Source organism: Amycolatopsis circi, assembly GCF_003385235.1.
GTDB classification, from domain to species: Bacteria; Actinomycetota; Actinomycetes; order Mycobacteriales; family Pseudonocardiaceae; genus Amycolatopsis; species Amycolatopsis circi.
In genome coordinates, this window is the sequence record NZ_PQIA01000017.1 from 1 (window position 1) to 15,529 (window position 15,529).

General features: G+C 69.4%; 14 protein-coding genes and 1 tRNA gene. 5 read left to right on the top strand and 10 right to left on the bottom strand.

Going from position 1 to position 15,529, the window contains the following annotated elements; translation table 11 throughout:
* A partial coding sequence (locus D0D37_RS09155) for a DDE-type integrase/transposase/recombinase (protein WP_162834133.1) occupies positions 1-788 on the bottom strand: 788 nt, incomplete at its 3' end.
* A gap of 259 nt (positions 789-1,047) precedes the next feature.
* Between D0D37_RS09155 and D0D37_RS09160 the strand changes: the two genes are divergently transcribed.
* A complete protein-coding gene (locus D0D37_RS09160; RefSeq protein ID WP_116200114.1) occupies positions 1,048-2,736 on the top strand; it encodes a fatty acyl-AMP ligase in 1,689 nt (562 codons plus the stop codon).
* Positions 2,737-2,846: 110 nt separating this feature from the next.
* Here D0D37_RS09160 and D0D37_RS09165 read toward each other — a convergent pair whose 3' ends face one another.
* The 3 genes from D0D37_RS09165 to D0D37_RS09175 all read right to left on the bottom strand — a co-directional run bounded on the left by D0D37_RS09165 (position 2,847) and on the right by D0D37_RS09175 (position 4,735).
* Complete coding sequence (locus tag D0D37_RS09165; protein WP_116200115.1) at positions 2,847-3,215, bottom strand: DivIVA domain-containing protein; 369 nt, start codon at positions 3,213-3,215, stop codon at positions 2,847-2,849.
* A gap of 316 nt (positions 3,216-3,531) precedes the next feature.
* Complete coding sequence (pth, locus tag D0D37_RS09170) at positions 3,532-4,125, bottom strand: aminoacyl-tRNA hydrolase (protein ID WP_116200116.1); 594 nt, start codon at positions 4,123-4,125, stop codon at positions 3,532-3,534.
* A 10-nt stretch (positions 4,126-4,135) separates the two neighbouring features.
* Positions 4,136-4,735 carry a 50S ribosomal protein L25/general stress protein Ctc gene (locus D0D37_RS09175; protein WP_116200117.1) on the bottom strand — a complete coding sequence of 200 codons (600 nt, stop codon included), beginning with the start codon at positions 4,733-4,735 and terminating at the stop codon, positions 4,136-4,138.
* Between the two features lie 325 nt (positions 4,736-5,060).
* Between D0D37_RS09175 and D0D37_RS09180 the strand changes: the two genes are divergently transcribed.
* Positions 5,061-6,176 (top strand): hypothetical protein, encoded by a 1,116-nt coding sequence (locus D0D37_RS09180; protein WP_208719875.1) that lies wholly within the window; start codon positions 5,061-5,063, stop codon positions 6,174-6,176.
* A gap of 102 nt (positions 6,177-6,278) precedes the next feature.
* Positions 6,279-6,923, top strand: a complete 645-nt coding sequence (locus D0D37_RS09185; RefSeq protein WP_116200119.1) for an NAD(P)-dependent oxidoreductase — start codon at positions 6,279-6,281, stop codon at positions 6,921-6,923.
* Between the two features lie 48 nt (positions 6,924-6,971).
* On the opposite strand, the gene D0D37_RS09190 is transcribed toward D0D37_RS09185, so the two are convergent.
* Positions 6,972-7,820 (bottom strand): esterase/lipase family protein, encoded by an 849-nt coding sequence (locus D0D37_RS09190; RefSeq protein ID WP_116200120.1) that lies wholly within the window; start codon positions 7,818-7,820, stop codon positions 6,972-6,974.
* Positions 7,821-7,930: 110 nt separating this feature from the next.
* Here D0D37_RS09190 and D0D37_RS09195 point away from each other — a divergent pair, with 110 nt between their 5' ends.
* On the top strand, positions 7,931-8,608 hold the full coding sequence (locus D0D37_RS09195) for a TetR/AcrR family transcriptional regulator (RefSeq protein ID WP_116200121.1): 678 nt from the start codon (positions 7,931-7,933) through the stop codon (positions 8,606-8,608).
* Here the strand turns inward: D0D37_RS09195 and D0D37_RS09200 are convergent.
* The gene (locus tag D0D37_RS09200) at positions 8,544-9,416 is read right to left on the bottom strand and encodes a TIGR03621 family F420-dependent LLM class oxidoreductase (RefSeq protein ID WP_116200122.1); all 873 of its coding nucleotides are present in this window, start codon (positions 9,414-9,416) and stop codon (positions 8,544-8,546) included. The genes D0D37_RS09195 and D0D37_RS09200 overlap by 65 nt on opposite strands.
* Positions 9,417-9,512: 96 nt before the next feature.
* Here D0D37_RS09200 and D0D37_RS09205 point away from each other — a divergent pair, with 96 nt between their 5' ends.
* The gene (locus tag D0D37_RS09205; RefSeq protein WP_116200123.1) at positions 9,513-9,938 is read left to right on the top strand and encodes a pyridoxamine 5'-phosphate oxidase family protein; all 426 of its coding nucleotides are present in this window, start codon (positions 9,513-9,515) and stop codon (positions 9,936-9,938) included.
* A 1,186-nt stretch (positions 9,939-11,124) separates the two neighbouring features.
* On the opposite strand, the gene D0D37_RS09215 is transcribed toward D0D37_RS09205, so the two are convergent.
* The 4 genes from D0D37_RS09215 to D0D37_RS09230 form a co-directional block, all read right to left on the bottom strand.
* A complete protein-coding gene (locus D0D37_RS09215; RefSeq protein ID WP_116200125.1) occupies positions 11,125-12,105 on the bottom strand; it encodes a ribose-phosphate diphosphokinase in 981 nt (326 codons plus the stop codon).
* Complete coding sequence (gene glmU, locus D0D37_RS09220; RefSeq protein WP_116200126.1) at positions 12,102-13,598, bottom strand: bifunctional UDP-N-acetylglucosamine diphosphorylase/glucosamine-1-phosphate N-acetyltransferase GlmU; 1,497 nt, start codon at positions 13,596-13,598, stop codon at positions 12,102-12,104. Before glmU ends, D0D37_RS09215 begins: the two co-directional genes overlap by 4 nt.
* 45 nt (positions 13,599-13,643) lie before the next feature.
* Positions 13,644-15,323: a GGDEF domain-containing protein gene (locus D0D37_RS09225; protein ID WP_116200127.1), complete on the bottom strand. Its 1,680-nt coding sequence runs from the start codon at positions 15,321-15,323 to the stop codon at positions 13,644-13,646.
* A 90-nt stretch (positions 15,324-15,413) separates the two neighbouring features.
* Positions 15,414-15,485, bottom strand: a tRNA-Gln gene (locus D0D37_RS09230).
* Positions 15,486-15,529 lie beyond the last annotated feature (44 nt).

The window sequence follows — 15,529 nt, forward strand, 5'->3', positions numbered from 1 at the left end:
GGGTAGTGGTGGTCGAGCAGTTTGTCCGCGGTTTGGTGCAGGCGTTCGACCTTGCCGCAGGTCTGCGGGTGGTACGGGCTGGAGTGGATCACCCGGATCCCGTGGTCGCGGGCGAGGGTGCGGGAGAAACGGCTGGTCAGGGTCTTGTCCTTGGCGCGGTCGCGGTGCGCGAACGCGGCGCCGTTGTCGGCCAGCGCCATGCCCGGGGCGCCCCATTCGGCGATCGCCTTGTCCATCGCGGCCAGCGCCGCCTCGACCGTTTCGGCCGGTGCGACGTGGGAGGCGACCCAGGCCCGGGAGCAGTCGTCGATCACGTCGACGGCCACGACCTTCGTGCCGTCGGCCAGCGTGTGCCGGGTGCCGTCGATCTGGTAGCAGTCCCTCGGCCGGGCGTAGGAGAACCGCCGCCAGGACGACCGGGGCCGTTTGGCCGGGTTCTTCGCCAGCAGGCCCGCCCGGTCCAGGACCCGGTTGACCGTCGCCCGGACCGGCACCCGCCAGCCCCGCCCGGCCCAGTCCTGCTCGGCGGCGAGCGTTTCCAGCGCGGCCCGGATGTTGTCCGCGCCGTTGTCCGGGGCCAGCTCCCCGCGCAACCGCACGATCGCCGACACCACCTGCTCCGGCGTCGCGGTCGGACTGGTCCTCGGCCGACGCGACCGCGGCTCCCACCGCCCTTCTTCCTCGATCCGCTTGCGGTGCCGGTAGAACGTGCGCGGATTCACCCCGTTGACCCGGCACCACTGGGCCACGTTGTCGATCTTCGCACCGGCAACCAGAGTCGCGTCCATGAGACGCATCATCGCCTGCTTCCTCGCCATGGCCCAAGCCAAAACGACGACCAAGCGACACATCACCAAAGACACGCCCTACGCCACAACTCATGAGACTGAACACCGGTTAGAACCGGCGTAGCCACTCACGAGGCCCGCGAGGAGCTGCCGCAGGCGTATCTGGACCGGGTGCGTCCGCGACCCGTCTGACTTCGGACATCCGCTGTTCACGCCGCCTAGGGCAGTGCCGGAAAAACCGGACAGTAATCTGACGCACATGAGTCGGTTTGTGGACACACTCGTCGGGACTGCGGCGGACCGGGGGCAACGGCGCGGCATGGTGACCGGCGAGCCCAAGGAGCCGGTGCGCCGGACCTGGGCCCAGGTGCACGACGAAGCGCGCCGGATCGCGGGCGGGCTGGTCAGCGGCGGATTGAAGCCGGGAAGCGCGGTGGCGGTGCTGGCCGCCGCCCCGGTGCTCATCGCGCCGACCGTGCAGGCGGTGTGGCTCACCGGCGGCAGCGTGACGATGCTGCACCAGCCGACGCCGCGCACCGACCTCGCCGAATGGGCCGAGGACACGGTGAAGGTGCTCGAGATGATCGGGGCCGAGTTGGTCGTGCTGGGCGAACCCTTCGACCAGCTCGCCCCGGTGCTCGAGGGCAAGGGCATCAGCTACCGGCTGATCTCCGAACTGGCGGCCGCGCAACCGCTGGCCGAGATCGTGAAGACCGCCGAGGGCGACACCGCGCTGCTGCAGCTGACCAGCGGATCCACCGCGGAGCCGAAGGCCGTCCGGATCACCTACGGCAACCTGTACACCAACGTCAAGGCGATGGTCGACCGCGCGGAGTTCGAGTTCGACACCGACGTGATGGTGTCGTGGCTGCCGACCTTCCACGACATGGGCATGGTCGGCTTCCTGACCGTGCCGATGACGTTCGGCGTCGAACTGGTCAAGATCACCCCGGTCGAATTCCTGACCGGGCCGCTGATCTGGCCGGAGCTGATCAGCAAGTACGGCGGCACCACGACGGCCGCGCCGAACTTCGCGTACGCCATCGTCGGCAAGCGCATGGCGCGAGTCGAGGACGACAACGCCTACGACCTGTCGAAGCTGCGCATCGCGCTCAACGGCGCGGAGCCGATCGACGAAACGGCCGTGCAGACCTTTGTGGACGCCGGAAAGCGGTTCAACATGCCGCCCGAGTGCGTGTTCCCCGCGTACGGCATGGCAGAGGCGACGCTGGCGGTCTCGTTCGCGCCGCTGTTCACCGGCCTCACCCTGGACGTCGTCGAGGCGGACGCTCTGGAAGCCGACAACCGCGCAGTGCCAGTCCCCGAAGGCGACCCTCGCCGCGGCACGGACGAGGTGCGCTCGTTCGCCCTGCTGGGCCGCCCGCTGGACGGCCTGGAAGCGGACATCGTCGACGAATCCGGTGCCGAACTGGGCGATCGTCAGGTCGGCGAGATCCGCCTGCGCGGCGAGGCCGTGACGCCCGGCTACCTGACGGTCAACGGCCCGGTGGACACGCAGGACCCGGACGGCTGGATGAAGACCGGCGACCTGGGTTACCTGGCCGACGGCCAGATCGTGATCTGCGGCCGCCGCAAGGACGTCATCATCATGGGCGGCCGCAACCTGTACCCGACAGACATCGAGCGTGCCGCTGGCTCGGTGGACGGCGTCCGGGCAGGCAACGCGGTCGCGGTCCGCCTGGACGCGGGCAGCCGTCGCGAGCGCTTCGCCGTGGTCGTGGAGTCCAAACTGGCCGGTGACGCCGCCGAGGAAACCCGCTTGTCCAAGGAAATCGCCGCCCGGGTCCGGGACGCGGTGGACATGCGCCCCTTCGCAGTGGTGGTGCTTCCGGCGGGGAGCTTGCCCAAGACCCCTTCCGGCAAGGTGAAGCGGGCGGCTACCGCGGCGCAGTATGCGGAGAAGATCGCCAAGAACGCGGACAGTTGATCTTTCCCGGCCGTTCGCGGGTTTTCGCCAGGCGACCGGGCCGCACCTGAACGCGACGAAGGCCGCTTCGAGGGTTCCTCGAAGCGGCCTTCGCGGCAGAATTCGCGGAATTACCGGCCGGGCAGCCGTTCGGCCGGGGCTTCGGCGACGACGGGCCAGGCGGCGCGCCCCGCGGTGGCCTCGCTGTGGTCCCGGCTTCCCGGGATCATCGGGGCCCGCCGTCCGGAGCGTTCGGCCAGCTGCGTCTCCGCCTCGTCAAGAAACTGGTCGACCTCGCGCTCGTCATATCCGCGCTTGCCGATCAGCGGCTTGGAGAACAGCACGTGGTGGACCTCGGCCGCGGTGAGATCGTCCTCGTCGGCGATCGTCTTGGCGATCCGCCGCACGAAGTCGTCGACCTCCTGCTTGGCGTAGCCGCGACGGCCGATCGGGGCGTTACCGAAAGCGACCTCAGCGAGATCCTCGGCGGTAAACGACATGGATCATTCTCCGATTCAGGGTCGGGGTGATGCGTTCTCCTGAACCCGTCCTAACCGGTCCCGGCGACCCCGGGAAGCCCGCACCCGCCGGGACGACTCGATCAGGGCCCCAGAAGCCGCCCATCGAGTGAGAATTCCGTCACGCACGGCCACCGCGACTCACCCACACGCACAACGGCCCAAACGACCCCGACGAGGTCGCGCGCAGTATCGCCGATCCGCCGATCCGGAGTGTGGAAGTCCGTGAGGGGAACCCTGAGGGAATCAGAGTCCGTCAGGGTTCCCCTCACGGACTTCTGCGGGACGGGCAGAAGGCTCAGGCCGCGTGAAACGCGTTCTGCGCCGCCGCCAGCCCCTGCGAAAGCAACGCCTCAGTAGCGTCCGCGCACCGGTCGACCTCGAACGGGAGCTCCTTGCGCTCGACCGTCGAGAAATCCTTCAGCACGAAATCCGCCGGATCCTGCCTGCCCGGCGGCCGCCCGATGCCGAAACGCACGCGGTAGTAGTCGCGCGTGCCGAGCGATTTGGTGATGGACCGCAGTCCGTTGTGCCCGTTGTCGCCGCCGCCGAGCTTGAGCTTCAGCGCGCCGAAATCGACGTCCAGCTCGTCGTGCACCACCACGACGCCGGACGGCGGGACCTTGAAGAACCGGGCCGCGCCGACCACCGGACCGCCGGAGAGGTTCATGAACGACCGCGGCTTCACCAGCACCACGCGGGAGCCCGAAAGCCTGCCCTCGAGCACCTCGGCCCCGCTGCGATGGGCCTTGAACTTGCCGCCGACCCGATGGGCCAGCTCGTCGAGCACCATGAACCCGACGTTGTGCCGGTTTCCGGCGTACTGCGGCCCGGGATTGCCAAGGCCGGCGAGCAGAATCAGCTCGCCGGCCCCGGGCAGGTCTTCACTCACGAAAGCGAGTTTATTCGGCGGCTTCGGCAGCGGCTTCCTCGGCTTCGGCGTCCTCGTCAGCGGAGCCGCGCGGGGCCTCGTTGACGGCGACGACGAGCGCCTCGGGGTCGGTGACCAGCTCGGCGCCCGCGGGCAGGCTGATCTGGCTGGCGGTGATCTGGGTGCCCGCCTCGATGCCCTCGACGGAGACCTCGAACTGCTCCGGGATGTGCAGCGCCTCGACCTCGACCTGGATCGTGTCGATGTCCTGGGCGACCAGGGTGCCCGGGCCAGGGGTGCCGGAGACGACGACCGGGACGTCGACGGTGACCTTCTCGCCGCGCTTGACGACCAGCAGGTCGACGTGCTCGATGTAGTTCTTGAGCGGGTGGACCACGATGGTCTTGGTCAGCGCCAGCTCGACGGCGCCCTGCAGGTCGAGCGTGATGACGGCGTTGGTGCCGTTCTCGCGGACGACGCGGGCGAACTCGATGGCCGGCAGCGCGAAGTGCCGCGGGTCCGAGCCGTGCCCGTAGAGCACCGCGGGGATTTTGCCGGCGCGACGGGTGCGGCGGGCGGCACCCTTTCCGAACTCGGTGCGCGGTTCGACGGAAAGACGTACCTCGGACACGGTGTAGCACTCCTTCAATCACACGACGTGCGGCAGGGGGCGGCGGGATCGTCGATCTCTGCTCGGGGGCGGTTGTGCACGGCGGCGAGATTGCGGGCGTGAGCAGACCACGGGGCTTCTCGAGCCGCCGCGTCGATCACGCCGGGCACCTACAGGCGCACCCGCCTCGCCGAGACAACCCGAGAAGTGTAAACCAGCCGGTCCGCGCGGGCACGCACCGGGTAGGGAGAGGCTCCCCCGGGCGGGTGGGTGACGACACAATTCCCGTCCCGCCCGCCGTTCTCGCGGGGGTGGCATGATTCCCGCGGAAAGAGGGGCGGCCGACATGCGGGTTCGATGGACTGCGACAGCACTGGTGCTGCTGGGCGGGCTTCTGGCGGGCTGCCAGGTCGCGGTGACGGGCACGGCGGGCCTGTCCGATGCCGACCGGCAGCTGGCTACGCAGCGTGCGCAGCAGCAGACGGCGGTCGACGCCGCGCTGCAGGCGCTGGAGCAGGCGCCGGCGTTGCAATACGACGCGACGCTGAAGGACGGCGCCGGCAACCCGGCGACGCTGACGTATCGCGTCGCGCGCGACGGCAACGGCTTCGGCGCGCTGCCGTTGGAAGGCAAGTCCGTGCGGATCACCGAACCGGACGGGCAGCTGTACCTCGCGGCCGACGCGGACTACTGGAAGTCGCACGGCCTGGAGGAGAACAGCACCCAGTTCGGCGGCGGATGGGTGCACACCGTCGGGAGCGAACTGCCGGTCGACCCGGCCGCCCGGCTGGCCCCGCCGAAGCTCGCCGGCGAACTGCGCAAGGCGCTCGGCGGACTCGGGACCGGCGCGCCGCGGAAGCAGAAGCTGCCGGACGGCACCGAGGTGTACGACCTCGGCGGCGCGCTGCAGGTGACCACTGCCGAACCGCATCGGGTCACCGGGTTCGCGCCGGCGCTGCTCGACCCGCGCGGCGGCCCGAAGCTGGGTGCGGCGTTCCGCGTCCGGCCGCTCAGCGATGCTGAGATCAAGCAGTTCCACACCGATTTCAACGCCGCGGTCGACGCGGTCGGGCAGCCGTTCGACGGCCTCGCGCAGGCGAGCGTCACGGTGCTCAACGACAAACTCGACTGCCAGGACTACGTCGGTTCCTGCAAGACCACAGTGGACGTTTCGAACAGCGTCGTCGGCAATCAGCCGGGCTCGAAACCGAACGTGCACATCAAGCTTTCGGTGGAGATCAGCGCGGACACGCTCGGCTCGCAAAGCTGCGCCACCGAGGGCGACGCGGCCGCGGACGCGACCATCACGATGTCCTGTTCGGTCAAATTCAGCCTGCCCAACCGCACCGCGAGCTACCAGGTGCTGGCGAAGCCGACGGCGGTCGCCGAGGTGCGGTCGCCGGTCGACGCGAACGCGGTGAAGGCGAAGCTGGCCACCGCGTTCGCCGCGCTCGGCGGCTGACCTGCACGCTCACCTCGGGGTGCGCTTCTTCCGTTGAAGTAGCCGAAGACCGATCCTTACCATCGGCTGCGACGAGACGGACTTTCTTTTCGAGGAGCGGCAATGAGCAAGCTGGTGGTGTTCGGCGCAACGGGATTCGCCGGCGGCCGGATCACCGACGAGGCGCTGCGGCGCGGGCACTCCGTGACCGGGGTCGCGCGCAAGGCCGAGGGTTTGCCCTCCGGTGTCGAGGCGCGGTCGGGGTCGATGCACGACGCGGAATTCGTCGCTTCGGTGGCCAAGGGCGCTGACGTGCTGGTGATCGCGACGCCGGGCCGCGCGGACGACGAAGGCCGCCGTCTGGTGGACGCCCTGCCGACGCTGGTGGAAGCGGCTCGCGCGAACGGCGCGCGGCTGGCGATCGTCGGCGGCGCCGGTTCGCTGCGCGTCAGCGAGGACGGGCCGCGCGTGATCGACACCCCGGAGTTCCCGGAGGAGTACAAGCCGGAGGCGGGCAGTCACGTCCTCGTCCTGGAGGCGCTGCGCGAACTGCCCGGCGACGTCGACTGGTTCTACGTCAGCCCGGCGGCCGAGTTCGGTTCCTGGATCCCCGGCGAACGCACCGGCAAGTTCCGCCTCGGCGGCGACGTGCTGGTCAGCGACGCCGACGGCCGCTCCCACATCAGCGGCGCGGACCTGGCGATCGCGTTCCTGGACGAGATCGAAGAGCCGAAGCACTCGCGCGCCCGGTTCACGCTGGCGTACTGAGCGCGGAACCCGGTGATGCTTCGCGGCACCACCGGGTTTTGCAGTGCGTCAGCCGGGAGATCCGGCGGTGCAAAGGAATTTCTCGGCGTGCGCCGGGTCGAGCGCATTGGTGACCAGGTTCCAGACGTTGAGGTCGTAGGCCTCGCCGATGTGCCCGACGGGGTCGAACGGGCAGGTGTCCTGGACGTATTCGTTCGTGACGCCCTGCTCGCGCACGAAAGACGTTTCGGTGGGCGTGACTAGTTCGTCGACCCGCGACGTGAGGACGGTGTAGCGCACGCCGGGCTGCGCGATGGGACCGTTCGTGAGCGTCTGGACCGCGCTGCCGTCGGTGATCAGGTTGTCGCAAGCTGGGCAGCCGACCGCGGCGAGCGCTTTGCCGACCTCGTCGCGCGCTCCCAGCAGGTAGGCCAGCTTCGTCAGCCCGGCGAATGTGGTGCCGTGCGTTGGCGGCGCGATCGCCACGACGGAACCGATCCGGTCGGCGATGCCTTGCGTCTTCGTGACGTACAGGGACTGGAATCCGCCCTCGGAGTGCCCGACCAGATCCACTTGCACCGCACCGGTTTCCGCCAGTACTTCGCCGACGAACTGCTTGATTTCCGTTGCGGAGTCAGCGATCGGGCGAAGTCCGCCGACTACCGGAAACTGCGGGTACGCGCCGTAGGTCCGGCTGAAGGTGCAGTATCCCTTGGCAGCGACGTGATCCTGCAGGTAGTTCAAGTCCTCATAGGACGTCGCGCCGAGTCCGTGCAGGAACACCACCGGACGCGGATGCGCCGCGCTCGGCCGGCATCCGGGATCGTTGACGCCGCCGGTCCTTGCCGCGGCGGTGGCTGGGGCGGCGAACGCGGCGGTCAGCAATGCCGCGGCGGCCAGGACGATGCGCAACCTCATCGGAGCGGTCCTTCCCTGTCGTCCTTGACAGTGGATACCCGGGGGTATTGGATACCTGAAGGTATTGAGCGGACTGATCCAGTGTCAACCCCCGGATGAGGGAGAAGCCGATGACCGGCCGGACGCGGCCGACACGGGCGGAGACCCGGCGGCGCATTCTCGACGCGGCCTTCGCCGTGTTCGGGGAACAGGGCATCGCCGCGACGAAACTGACCGAGGTGGCCGCGGCGGCCGGGCTGACGAAAGGCGCGGTCTACTCGAGTTTCGCGTCGAAAGACGAGCTGGTGCTGGCGTTGATGGAAGAGCACGCCGCGCACCGGCTCGAAGCGAGCCTGGCGGGTTTCGCGGGAGCGGACGACGGCGGCGCGGGATTGGCGAACGTCGCCGCGGTGCTGATGTACGAAATGCGCGCCGACGCGGTGTGGCACCGGTTGCTGGCCGAGTTCTTCGCGATGGCGCACCACGACGACCGGCGGCGCGACGCATTGCGCCGGCGCCGCCGGGAAGTTCGCGACACGATCGCGCGTGCGTTGAACCGGCTCGCCGAGGGGTTGGACCTCGAACTTCCGTTGCCTGCCGAGGAATTCGCCGTCGTGCTGCTCGCGTTGAGCAACGGATTGGCCGTGGAAGCCGACATCGACGACGAAGCGGTGCCAGACGGTCTCCTCGGCCGAGTGCTGACGTTGATCGCCGGGGACGCCGTCGCGAAGGTGCAGGCGGCGGCTAGCGACCCCGCAGTTCAGCCACCACCGGCGCGAAAGTCTCCATCATCGCCTCGAAAACGGTGAAGTAGGAGAAGCCGTACCGCTCGCGGTGCGCGATCAGCTGCTGCACCATTTCGTCCACCGTGCCGAAGAGGAGCTGCGGTGCGCGCAGCAGCTCGTCGACGTCCGCTGCGCTGCGTTCCTCGGTCTCGACGTGCCATTCCGCAGCGGCTTCGCGGCGGTCGTCGGTGACCACGACGCGCTGGATCAGCATGTTGTAGTCGATCTCGCGATCCCCTGCCAGGGAACGGAAATACGCGATCCGCTCGTCCATCGCCACGTCGTTGTCGAGCACGAACGTGCCCGGCGGACGTCCGCGATCCTGGCGGAGACCGGCGAACCCGGCGATGTCCGCGTGTTCCGCCGCGAGCTTCAGCACGCCGTCGCTGTTGCCCGCGATCAGCAGCTTCGGCATGCCGCCCTCGTCCTCGACGCGGGTGCGCAGCTCGGCGAGACCTTCGGTGAGGTACGCGATCCGGTCGGCGGCTTTGCGCCACGGCAGTCCGGCGTCGTCGAACTCGTGCTTCATGTGGCCCGAACCGAGGCCGAGTTCGAAGCGGCCGCCGGTGAGTTTGTTGGTGGTGGCGACGTCGCGGGCGAAGAGCGCCAGGTTATAGAAGGGCACATTGGACACCAACGTGCCGACCCGCACCCGCTCGGTCACCGCCGCCGCGGCCGTGAGCGCCGGGAACGGCGACAGCCGCCCCGGCCCGAGGTGATCGGGCACAGTCAGGTGGTCGTAGCCGAGTTCCTCGGCGCGCCGGCATTTCTCGGTCCACTCAGTGCCGTCGGCCGTGAGCCGCAGACTGACGCCGAATTCAAATTTCCCCATGGCTGCGACGCTAGCCAGTCCCGGACGGGTGATGCATCAGTTTTCGCCCCCGGCGGAACCCGGTTTTTGTCGTACCCCGTCGCTAGCTTCGAGGGCATGGTGTTGTCGATTGAAGAACGGGAACAGTTTCTGGCCGAACCGCACATCGGCGCGCTCGCCGTGGTCGAGCGCCCGGACCGCGCGCCGTTGACGGTGCCGATCTGGTACCAGTACACCCCGGGCGGCGAGCTGTGGGTGATCACGGAACCGAACTCGCGCAAGGCAAAGGCGATCGAGGCGGCCGGACGGTTCAGCCTGATGGTGCAACGGGTCGAGCCGACGGTGCGGTACGTGTCGGTGGAGGGTCCGGTCGTGCGGACGCGGCCGGGCAGCTACGAGCTGACGTGGGAGATGGCGTCGCGGTACCTGCCTGCCGACAAGGTGGCCGGGTATGTGGAGTTCGAGCGGACGCAGCTGGGGGAGCACATGGCGATCCATATGCGGCCGGAGAGGTGGTTGTCCTCGGACATGGGCGCGGTGTGACGGTTTGACTAGGGCGCGAAGTGAGGAGCGGAGGGTTGTCTTTGGCTGATGACAATGGCGCGGCTGCTCGGTAGCGGCGGTGCGGTTCGCGGGCGGAGCTGGACGCGGCGAAGCCTTAACGGATCCGACGGCCTGGACGGGCTGCTTCGGTCAGACGAGGCGAGGTGCGGCCTCGGAGAGGCGAGGTGACACGGCTGGAGTGGGGCGGTGTGGCCGGGCTGGGCGATGCGGCCGGGTCGAGGTGGCGCGGCTGGGCTGGGCCAGACGTCGCGGCCTCGGCGGGGTGGCTTGGCTGGGCTGAGGGATGCGGCCTCGGCGGGGGTGGCTCGGCTTGGCTGAGGGATGCGGCCGGACCAGGCGACCGTGGCTCGAGTTGAGCGGTGGTGGGGCCTGATGGCGCGGTCTCGGCGGGGCAGCGCGCGCGGCTGGCCCGAGCGATGCGGCCGGACCAGGTGACGCGTCTGGAGTGGAGTGGCGCGGTTGGGCCGAGGTGACGCGGCTGGAGTGGGTGACGCGGCCGGGCCGAGGTGACGCGGCTGGGCTGGGCGATGCGGCCGGTCGAGGTGGTGCGGCCGGTCGAGGTGGTGCGACTGGGCTTGGGTCGACCGTGGCTTGAGCCGAGCGACGGTCGGGCCAGATGGCGCGGCCTCGGCGGGCAGCGCGGCTGGGCTGGGCGATGCGGCCGGAGTGGGGTCGCGCGGCTGGGCCGAGCGACCGTGGCTCGAGTTGAGCGGTGGTCGGGCACGATGGCGCGGTCTCGGCGGGGCAGCGCGGCTGGGCTGGGCGATGCGGCCGGGCCGGGTGACGTGGCTGGGCCGGGTGACGCGGCTGGGCTGGGCGACCGTGGCTCGCATTGAGCGGCGGTTGGGGCCCGATGACGCAGCCTCACCGGGGCGACGTGGCTGGGCTGGGCGATGCGGTCTGGATTGGACGGTGCGCCTAGATCGGCGGCGCGGCCCGGAGCAGTCGACTTTGCCTAACGTTCGGTGTGCCTGCGCACGGCGGCAGCACCGCCTGCCTCACACCGGGCCGCCCGGCGCGGACAGCACTGCTTAGGCGTGCACCACCCCGGCAAACGGGCGCAGTCACCAAACGACGCGACCCGAGCCAGCGGGTGCGACCTCATTCAGGCCGCGCCGCCAACTCGGGCCGCGTAGTTCAGAACCGTTCAGAAAGCTGCCGAGATTCAGGCGTTGCCGTCGAACAGCGAGGTGACCGAGCCGTCCTCGAACACCTGCTGGATGGCCTCCGCGAGCATCGGCGCGATGGACAGCACGGTCAGCCCCGGGAAGCGCTTCTCTTCCGGGATCGGCAGCGAGTTCGTCACGATGACCTCGCGCGCCTTGCACTGCGAAAGCCGCTCGGTGGCCGGGTCGGAGAGGATGCCGTGCGTGGTCGCGATGACCACGTCCGCCGCGCCTTCCTCCAGCAGTGCCTCGGTGGCCTTCACGATCGTGCCGCCGGTGTCGATCATGTCGTCGATCAGCACGCAGAGCTTGCCCTCGACCTTGCCGACCACGCGGTTGGCGACCGCCTGGTTCGGCTTGTCCGGGTCGCGCGTCTTGTGGATGAACGCGATCGGCCGGTCGCCGAGCTGCTGCGCCCACTTCTCTGCCAGGCGCACGCGGCCCGAGTCCGGCGAAACGACGGTGATGTCCGCGTTGCCGTACGTCGACTTGATGTGGTCGGCGAGGACCGACTGTGCCATCAGGTGGTCGACCGGGCCGTCGAAGAAGCCCTGGATCTGGGCGGTGTGCAGGTCGACCGTCATGATCCGGTCCGCGCCCGCGGTCTTGAACAGGTCCGCGATGAGCCGCGCCGAGATCGGTTCGCGGCCCTTGTGCTTCTTGTCCTGGCGCGCGTACGGATAGAACGGCATGACCACGGTGATCCGCTTGGCGCTCGCGCGCTTGAGCGCGTCCACCATGATCAGCTGCTCCATCACGTACTCGTTGATGGGCGTGGTGTGCGCCTGGATCACAAACGCGTCGGTACCGCGCACCGACTCCTCGAACCGCACGAACAGCTCGCCGTTGGCGAACGTGTGCGCGGTCTGCGGGGTGATCGTCACGTTGAGGTGCTTGGCGACCTCTTCCGCGAGCTCGTGGTGCGCACGCCCGGAGAAGAGCATCAGATTCTTCTTCGGCGTACCTGACTTCGGACTCATGCTGGCGACTCCCCGTCGGTTCCTGCTGCTGACTCGGACACAACGGTGTCCTGCTGCTGGGCGGCGAGAGCGGCTTCCGCCGCCTCCGCCGCGGGCGTGCCCGGCCTGCGCCGGACCGCCCAGCCTTCGATGGTGCGCTGCGGACCGGCCGACAGCGCCAGTGAGCCAGGCGGGACGTCGTCGCGGATCACCGCACCGGCTCCACTGTAAGCGCCGTCCCCGATCCGCACCGGCGCGACCAGCGTGTTGTCCGCCCCGAGCCGGACATGCGAACCGACAACGGTCTGGTGCTTGCTCACCCCGTCGTAGTTCACGAACACACTGGAACAGCCGATGTTGCTGTGGTCGCCGACGATCGCGTCGCCTACGTACGTGAGATGCGGCACCTTCGTTCCGGTGCCGATCTGCGCGTTCTTCGTCTCGACGAACGCGCCCAGCTTGCCCTTCGCACCGAGCTTCGTGCCCGGCCGCAGGAACGTGTACGGGCCGACATTCACGCCGTCGCCCAGCTCAGAGCCCGAACCGTGCACGCGGACGACCGAAGCGCCCGCGCCGATTTGCACGTCGGTCAGCGTGGTGTCCGGGCCCACAACGGAGCCCTCGCCGACCGAACAACGGCCCTTGAGCTGGGTGTTCGGCTCGATCAGCACGTCGCGCGAGAGCGTGACGTCCGCCTCGATCCAGGTGGTGTTCGGGTCGGTGACCGTGACGCCCTCGCGCTGCCAGCGGCGCACGATGCGGCGGTTGTACTCGGCCCCGAGCACCGAAAGCTGCACGCGGTCGTTCACGCCCTCGGTGACCCACGGGTCGTCAACCACGAGCGCGCCGACGCCCTTGCCGTCCTCGCGCGCGATGCCGAGGACGTCGGTGAGGTAAAGCTCACCCTGCGCGTTGTCGGTCGACAGCCGCGACAGGCCGTCGATCAGCACGGCCGCGTCGAAGGCGTAGACACCGGAATTGATTTCGGTGATCGCCCGCTGGTCCGGCGTCGCGTCCTTGTGCTCGACGATCGCGCTGACCGAACCGTCGGCACCGCGGACGATGCGGCCGTAGCCGGTCGGGTCGGCGACCTCGGCGGTGAGCACGGTGACCGCGTTGCCCGCCTTGGTGTGCTCGGCCCGCAGTGCTTCGAGGGTTTCGGTGTCCAGCAGCGGAACGTCGCCGTAGCTGACGACGACGGTGCCGGTGAGTCCTTCCGGCAGTTCGGCCAGCGCGCACGAAACGGCGTGCCCGGTGCCCTTCTGCTCTTCCTGCACGGCGGTGGCGACCTCGCGGCCGAGCGCCTCGCCGACCCGGTCGAGTTCGGCGCGCACGGCGTCGCGGCCGTGTCCGATCACGACCACCAGATGCTGCGGCGCGAGGCCGGCGGCGGCGCGCACAGCGTGTTCCACCAGCGGCCTTCCGGCGATCGGGTGCAACACCTTAGGAGTGGAGGAACGCATGCGGGTGCCCTCACCCGCAGCGAGGATCAGCGTGCTCAGCGGGCCGCTCACGAGTCTCCCAACGATTCACCGGTGCGTTGACGAGCACCAACGATCCTACGTGGGGTTCTCCGCGCTCCACGCGGGGTCGGTCGGAGCCGTTTCCCCAGGCCAGCCGCCCATGCCGTCGCCCGCCATCGAGTTGGCCGACGCCACCTGGTTGCCACCGCCGCGTTTCGCTTCGTACATCGCCGCATCCGCGCGCGCGAGCACCTGCTCGGCCCGCTCCTGCGGACGCAACGACACGAGACCAATGGACAGCGTCACACCGTGCGACAGGTGATGAGGCAGTGTCGCGACGGATTTGGCCGCGCGACCGAGCGCCATCTTCGCCGCCGACGCCGGCGCGCCGGGCAGCAGCACGATGAACTCGTCGCCGCCGTAGCGGGCCACCACGTCGTCGCCGCGCAGAGCGTCGCGCAGAGTGCTTGCGACAACACGCAAAACGTTGTCGCCCTCGGCGTGCGACTGCTTGTCGTTGACGCCCTTGAACCCGTCGAGGTCGACCAGCGCGACCGCGAGCGGCTGCGCGTCCGCCGACGACGCCAGCGCGCGCAGCCGTTCGTCGAGCGCGCGCCGGTTCGGCAGGCCGGTGAGCGGATCCTGCAGCGCCTGCTGGGTGATCGCACCGTGTTCGGCGGACAGCCGTTCATGCTCGCGGCGCGCGTTCAGCGTGGCGATCTGCGATTCGCGCAGCGCCCACATTTCGGTTTCCAGCGCGGTCGCGTAGTCGATCAGCGACTGGCTCGCGGCTTCCGGGTCGAGCCGGGCGAGTTCGCGGGAGAGAGTGAGCCGCATCGAGGGCTGCGAGACGTCCTCGGCCAGCACGTCGCGGGCCTCGCGCAGCACCTGCAGCGCGTCGCTGCGGCGGCCGGCCTGGTCGAGGCAGCGGGCCAGCGCGATCGCGACCAGTTCCTGCTCGTGCGGATAGTGGTGGCCGAGATGCATGCCCTGCAGCCGTTCGACGTGCTCGGCGGCCGGGTCGTGCAGCGCGAGCGCCGCGGCCAGCACGCCGACCTGGTCGACCGCGGACACTCCGATTTTGCGCGGGAACAGCGATTCGGCGAACGGGCCTTCCGCGGCCACCGCCATCGACGCGGCGGTGCGGAACTTCTCCGCCGATTCGTCGTACTGCTCGATCCGCTCGAGCCGAAGGCCCCAGCCGAGCAGCATCTTGACCCGGTTCATCAGCTGCAGGGTGATCTCGTGCGGGCTAGCGCTTTCCCGGATCGCCTGGTGCGCGCGGCCGATCACCTCTTCGGCGGCCTCGTAGACGCCGAGCTGGTTGAGCACTATCCAGCAGTCGATGAGCGCCATCGACTGCATGCGGTTCCAGTTGCGGACGCCGATCTGGCGGTCCGGAATCGTGGAGTCGTCGAGGATCGCGAGCGCGCGGGCGATCTCGGTGAGCGCGGCGTCTTCTTGCGCGGCGAGCACGAGCCGGCGCCCGCGCAGCGCGTGCGCGTCCGCGCGAAGAAGGGACAGACCGTGCCGGCGAGTGTGCGCGAGCATTTCGTCGAGCCGGGGTTCGGCCTCGGCGGCGAGGCCGCGGGTGACGAGCCGGGAGAAGGCGGAGGCGCGCAGCAGCTGGGCGACGAGCGTGGGTTCTCCCCGGCGCAGAGTCTCCTCGAGCAGCTCGTCCATGATCTTGACGATCTCGAGCTGGTTTTCGTGCTCCTGGCGCTGAACGGCCGCGATGAGTTCCCGCGCGCGCCCCACCAGCCACGCGTCCGACATCTCGACCAGGGTCGGGCGACGGGCGCCCGCGGGGTCGCTCGGTTCCTCGCTCAGCCGCCCCCACTCCCATCGCCCTCGCCGGATGTGCAGCTCCGCCGCCAGGATTCGAACCTGAACTGTCAGAACCAAAATCTGAAGTGCTGCCGATTACACTACGGCGGATCGGTCCTGGTCAGGATAGCGATGATCGAGGACGGGGGCGCCAG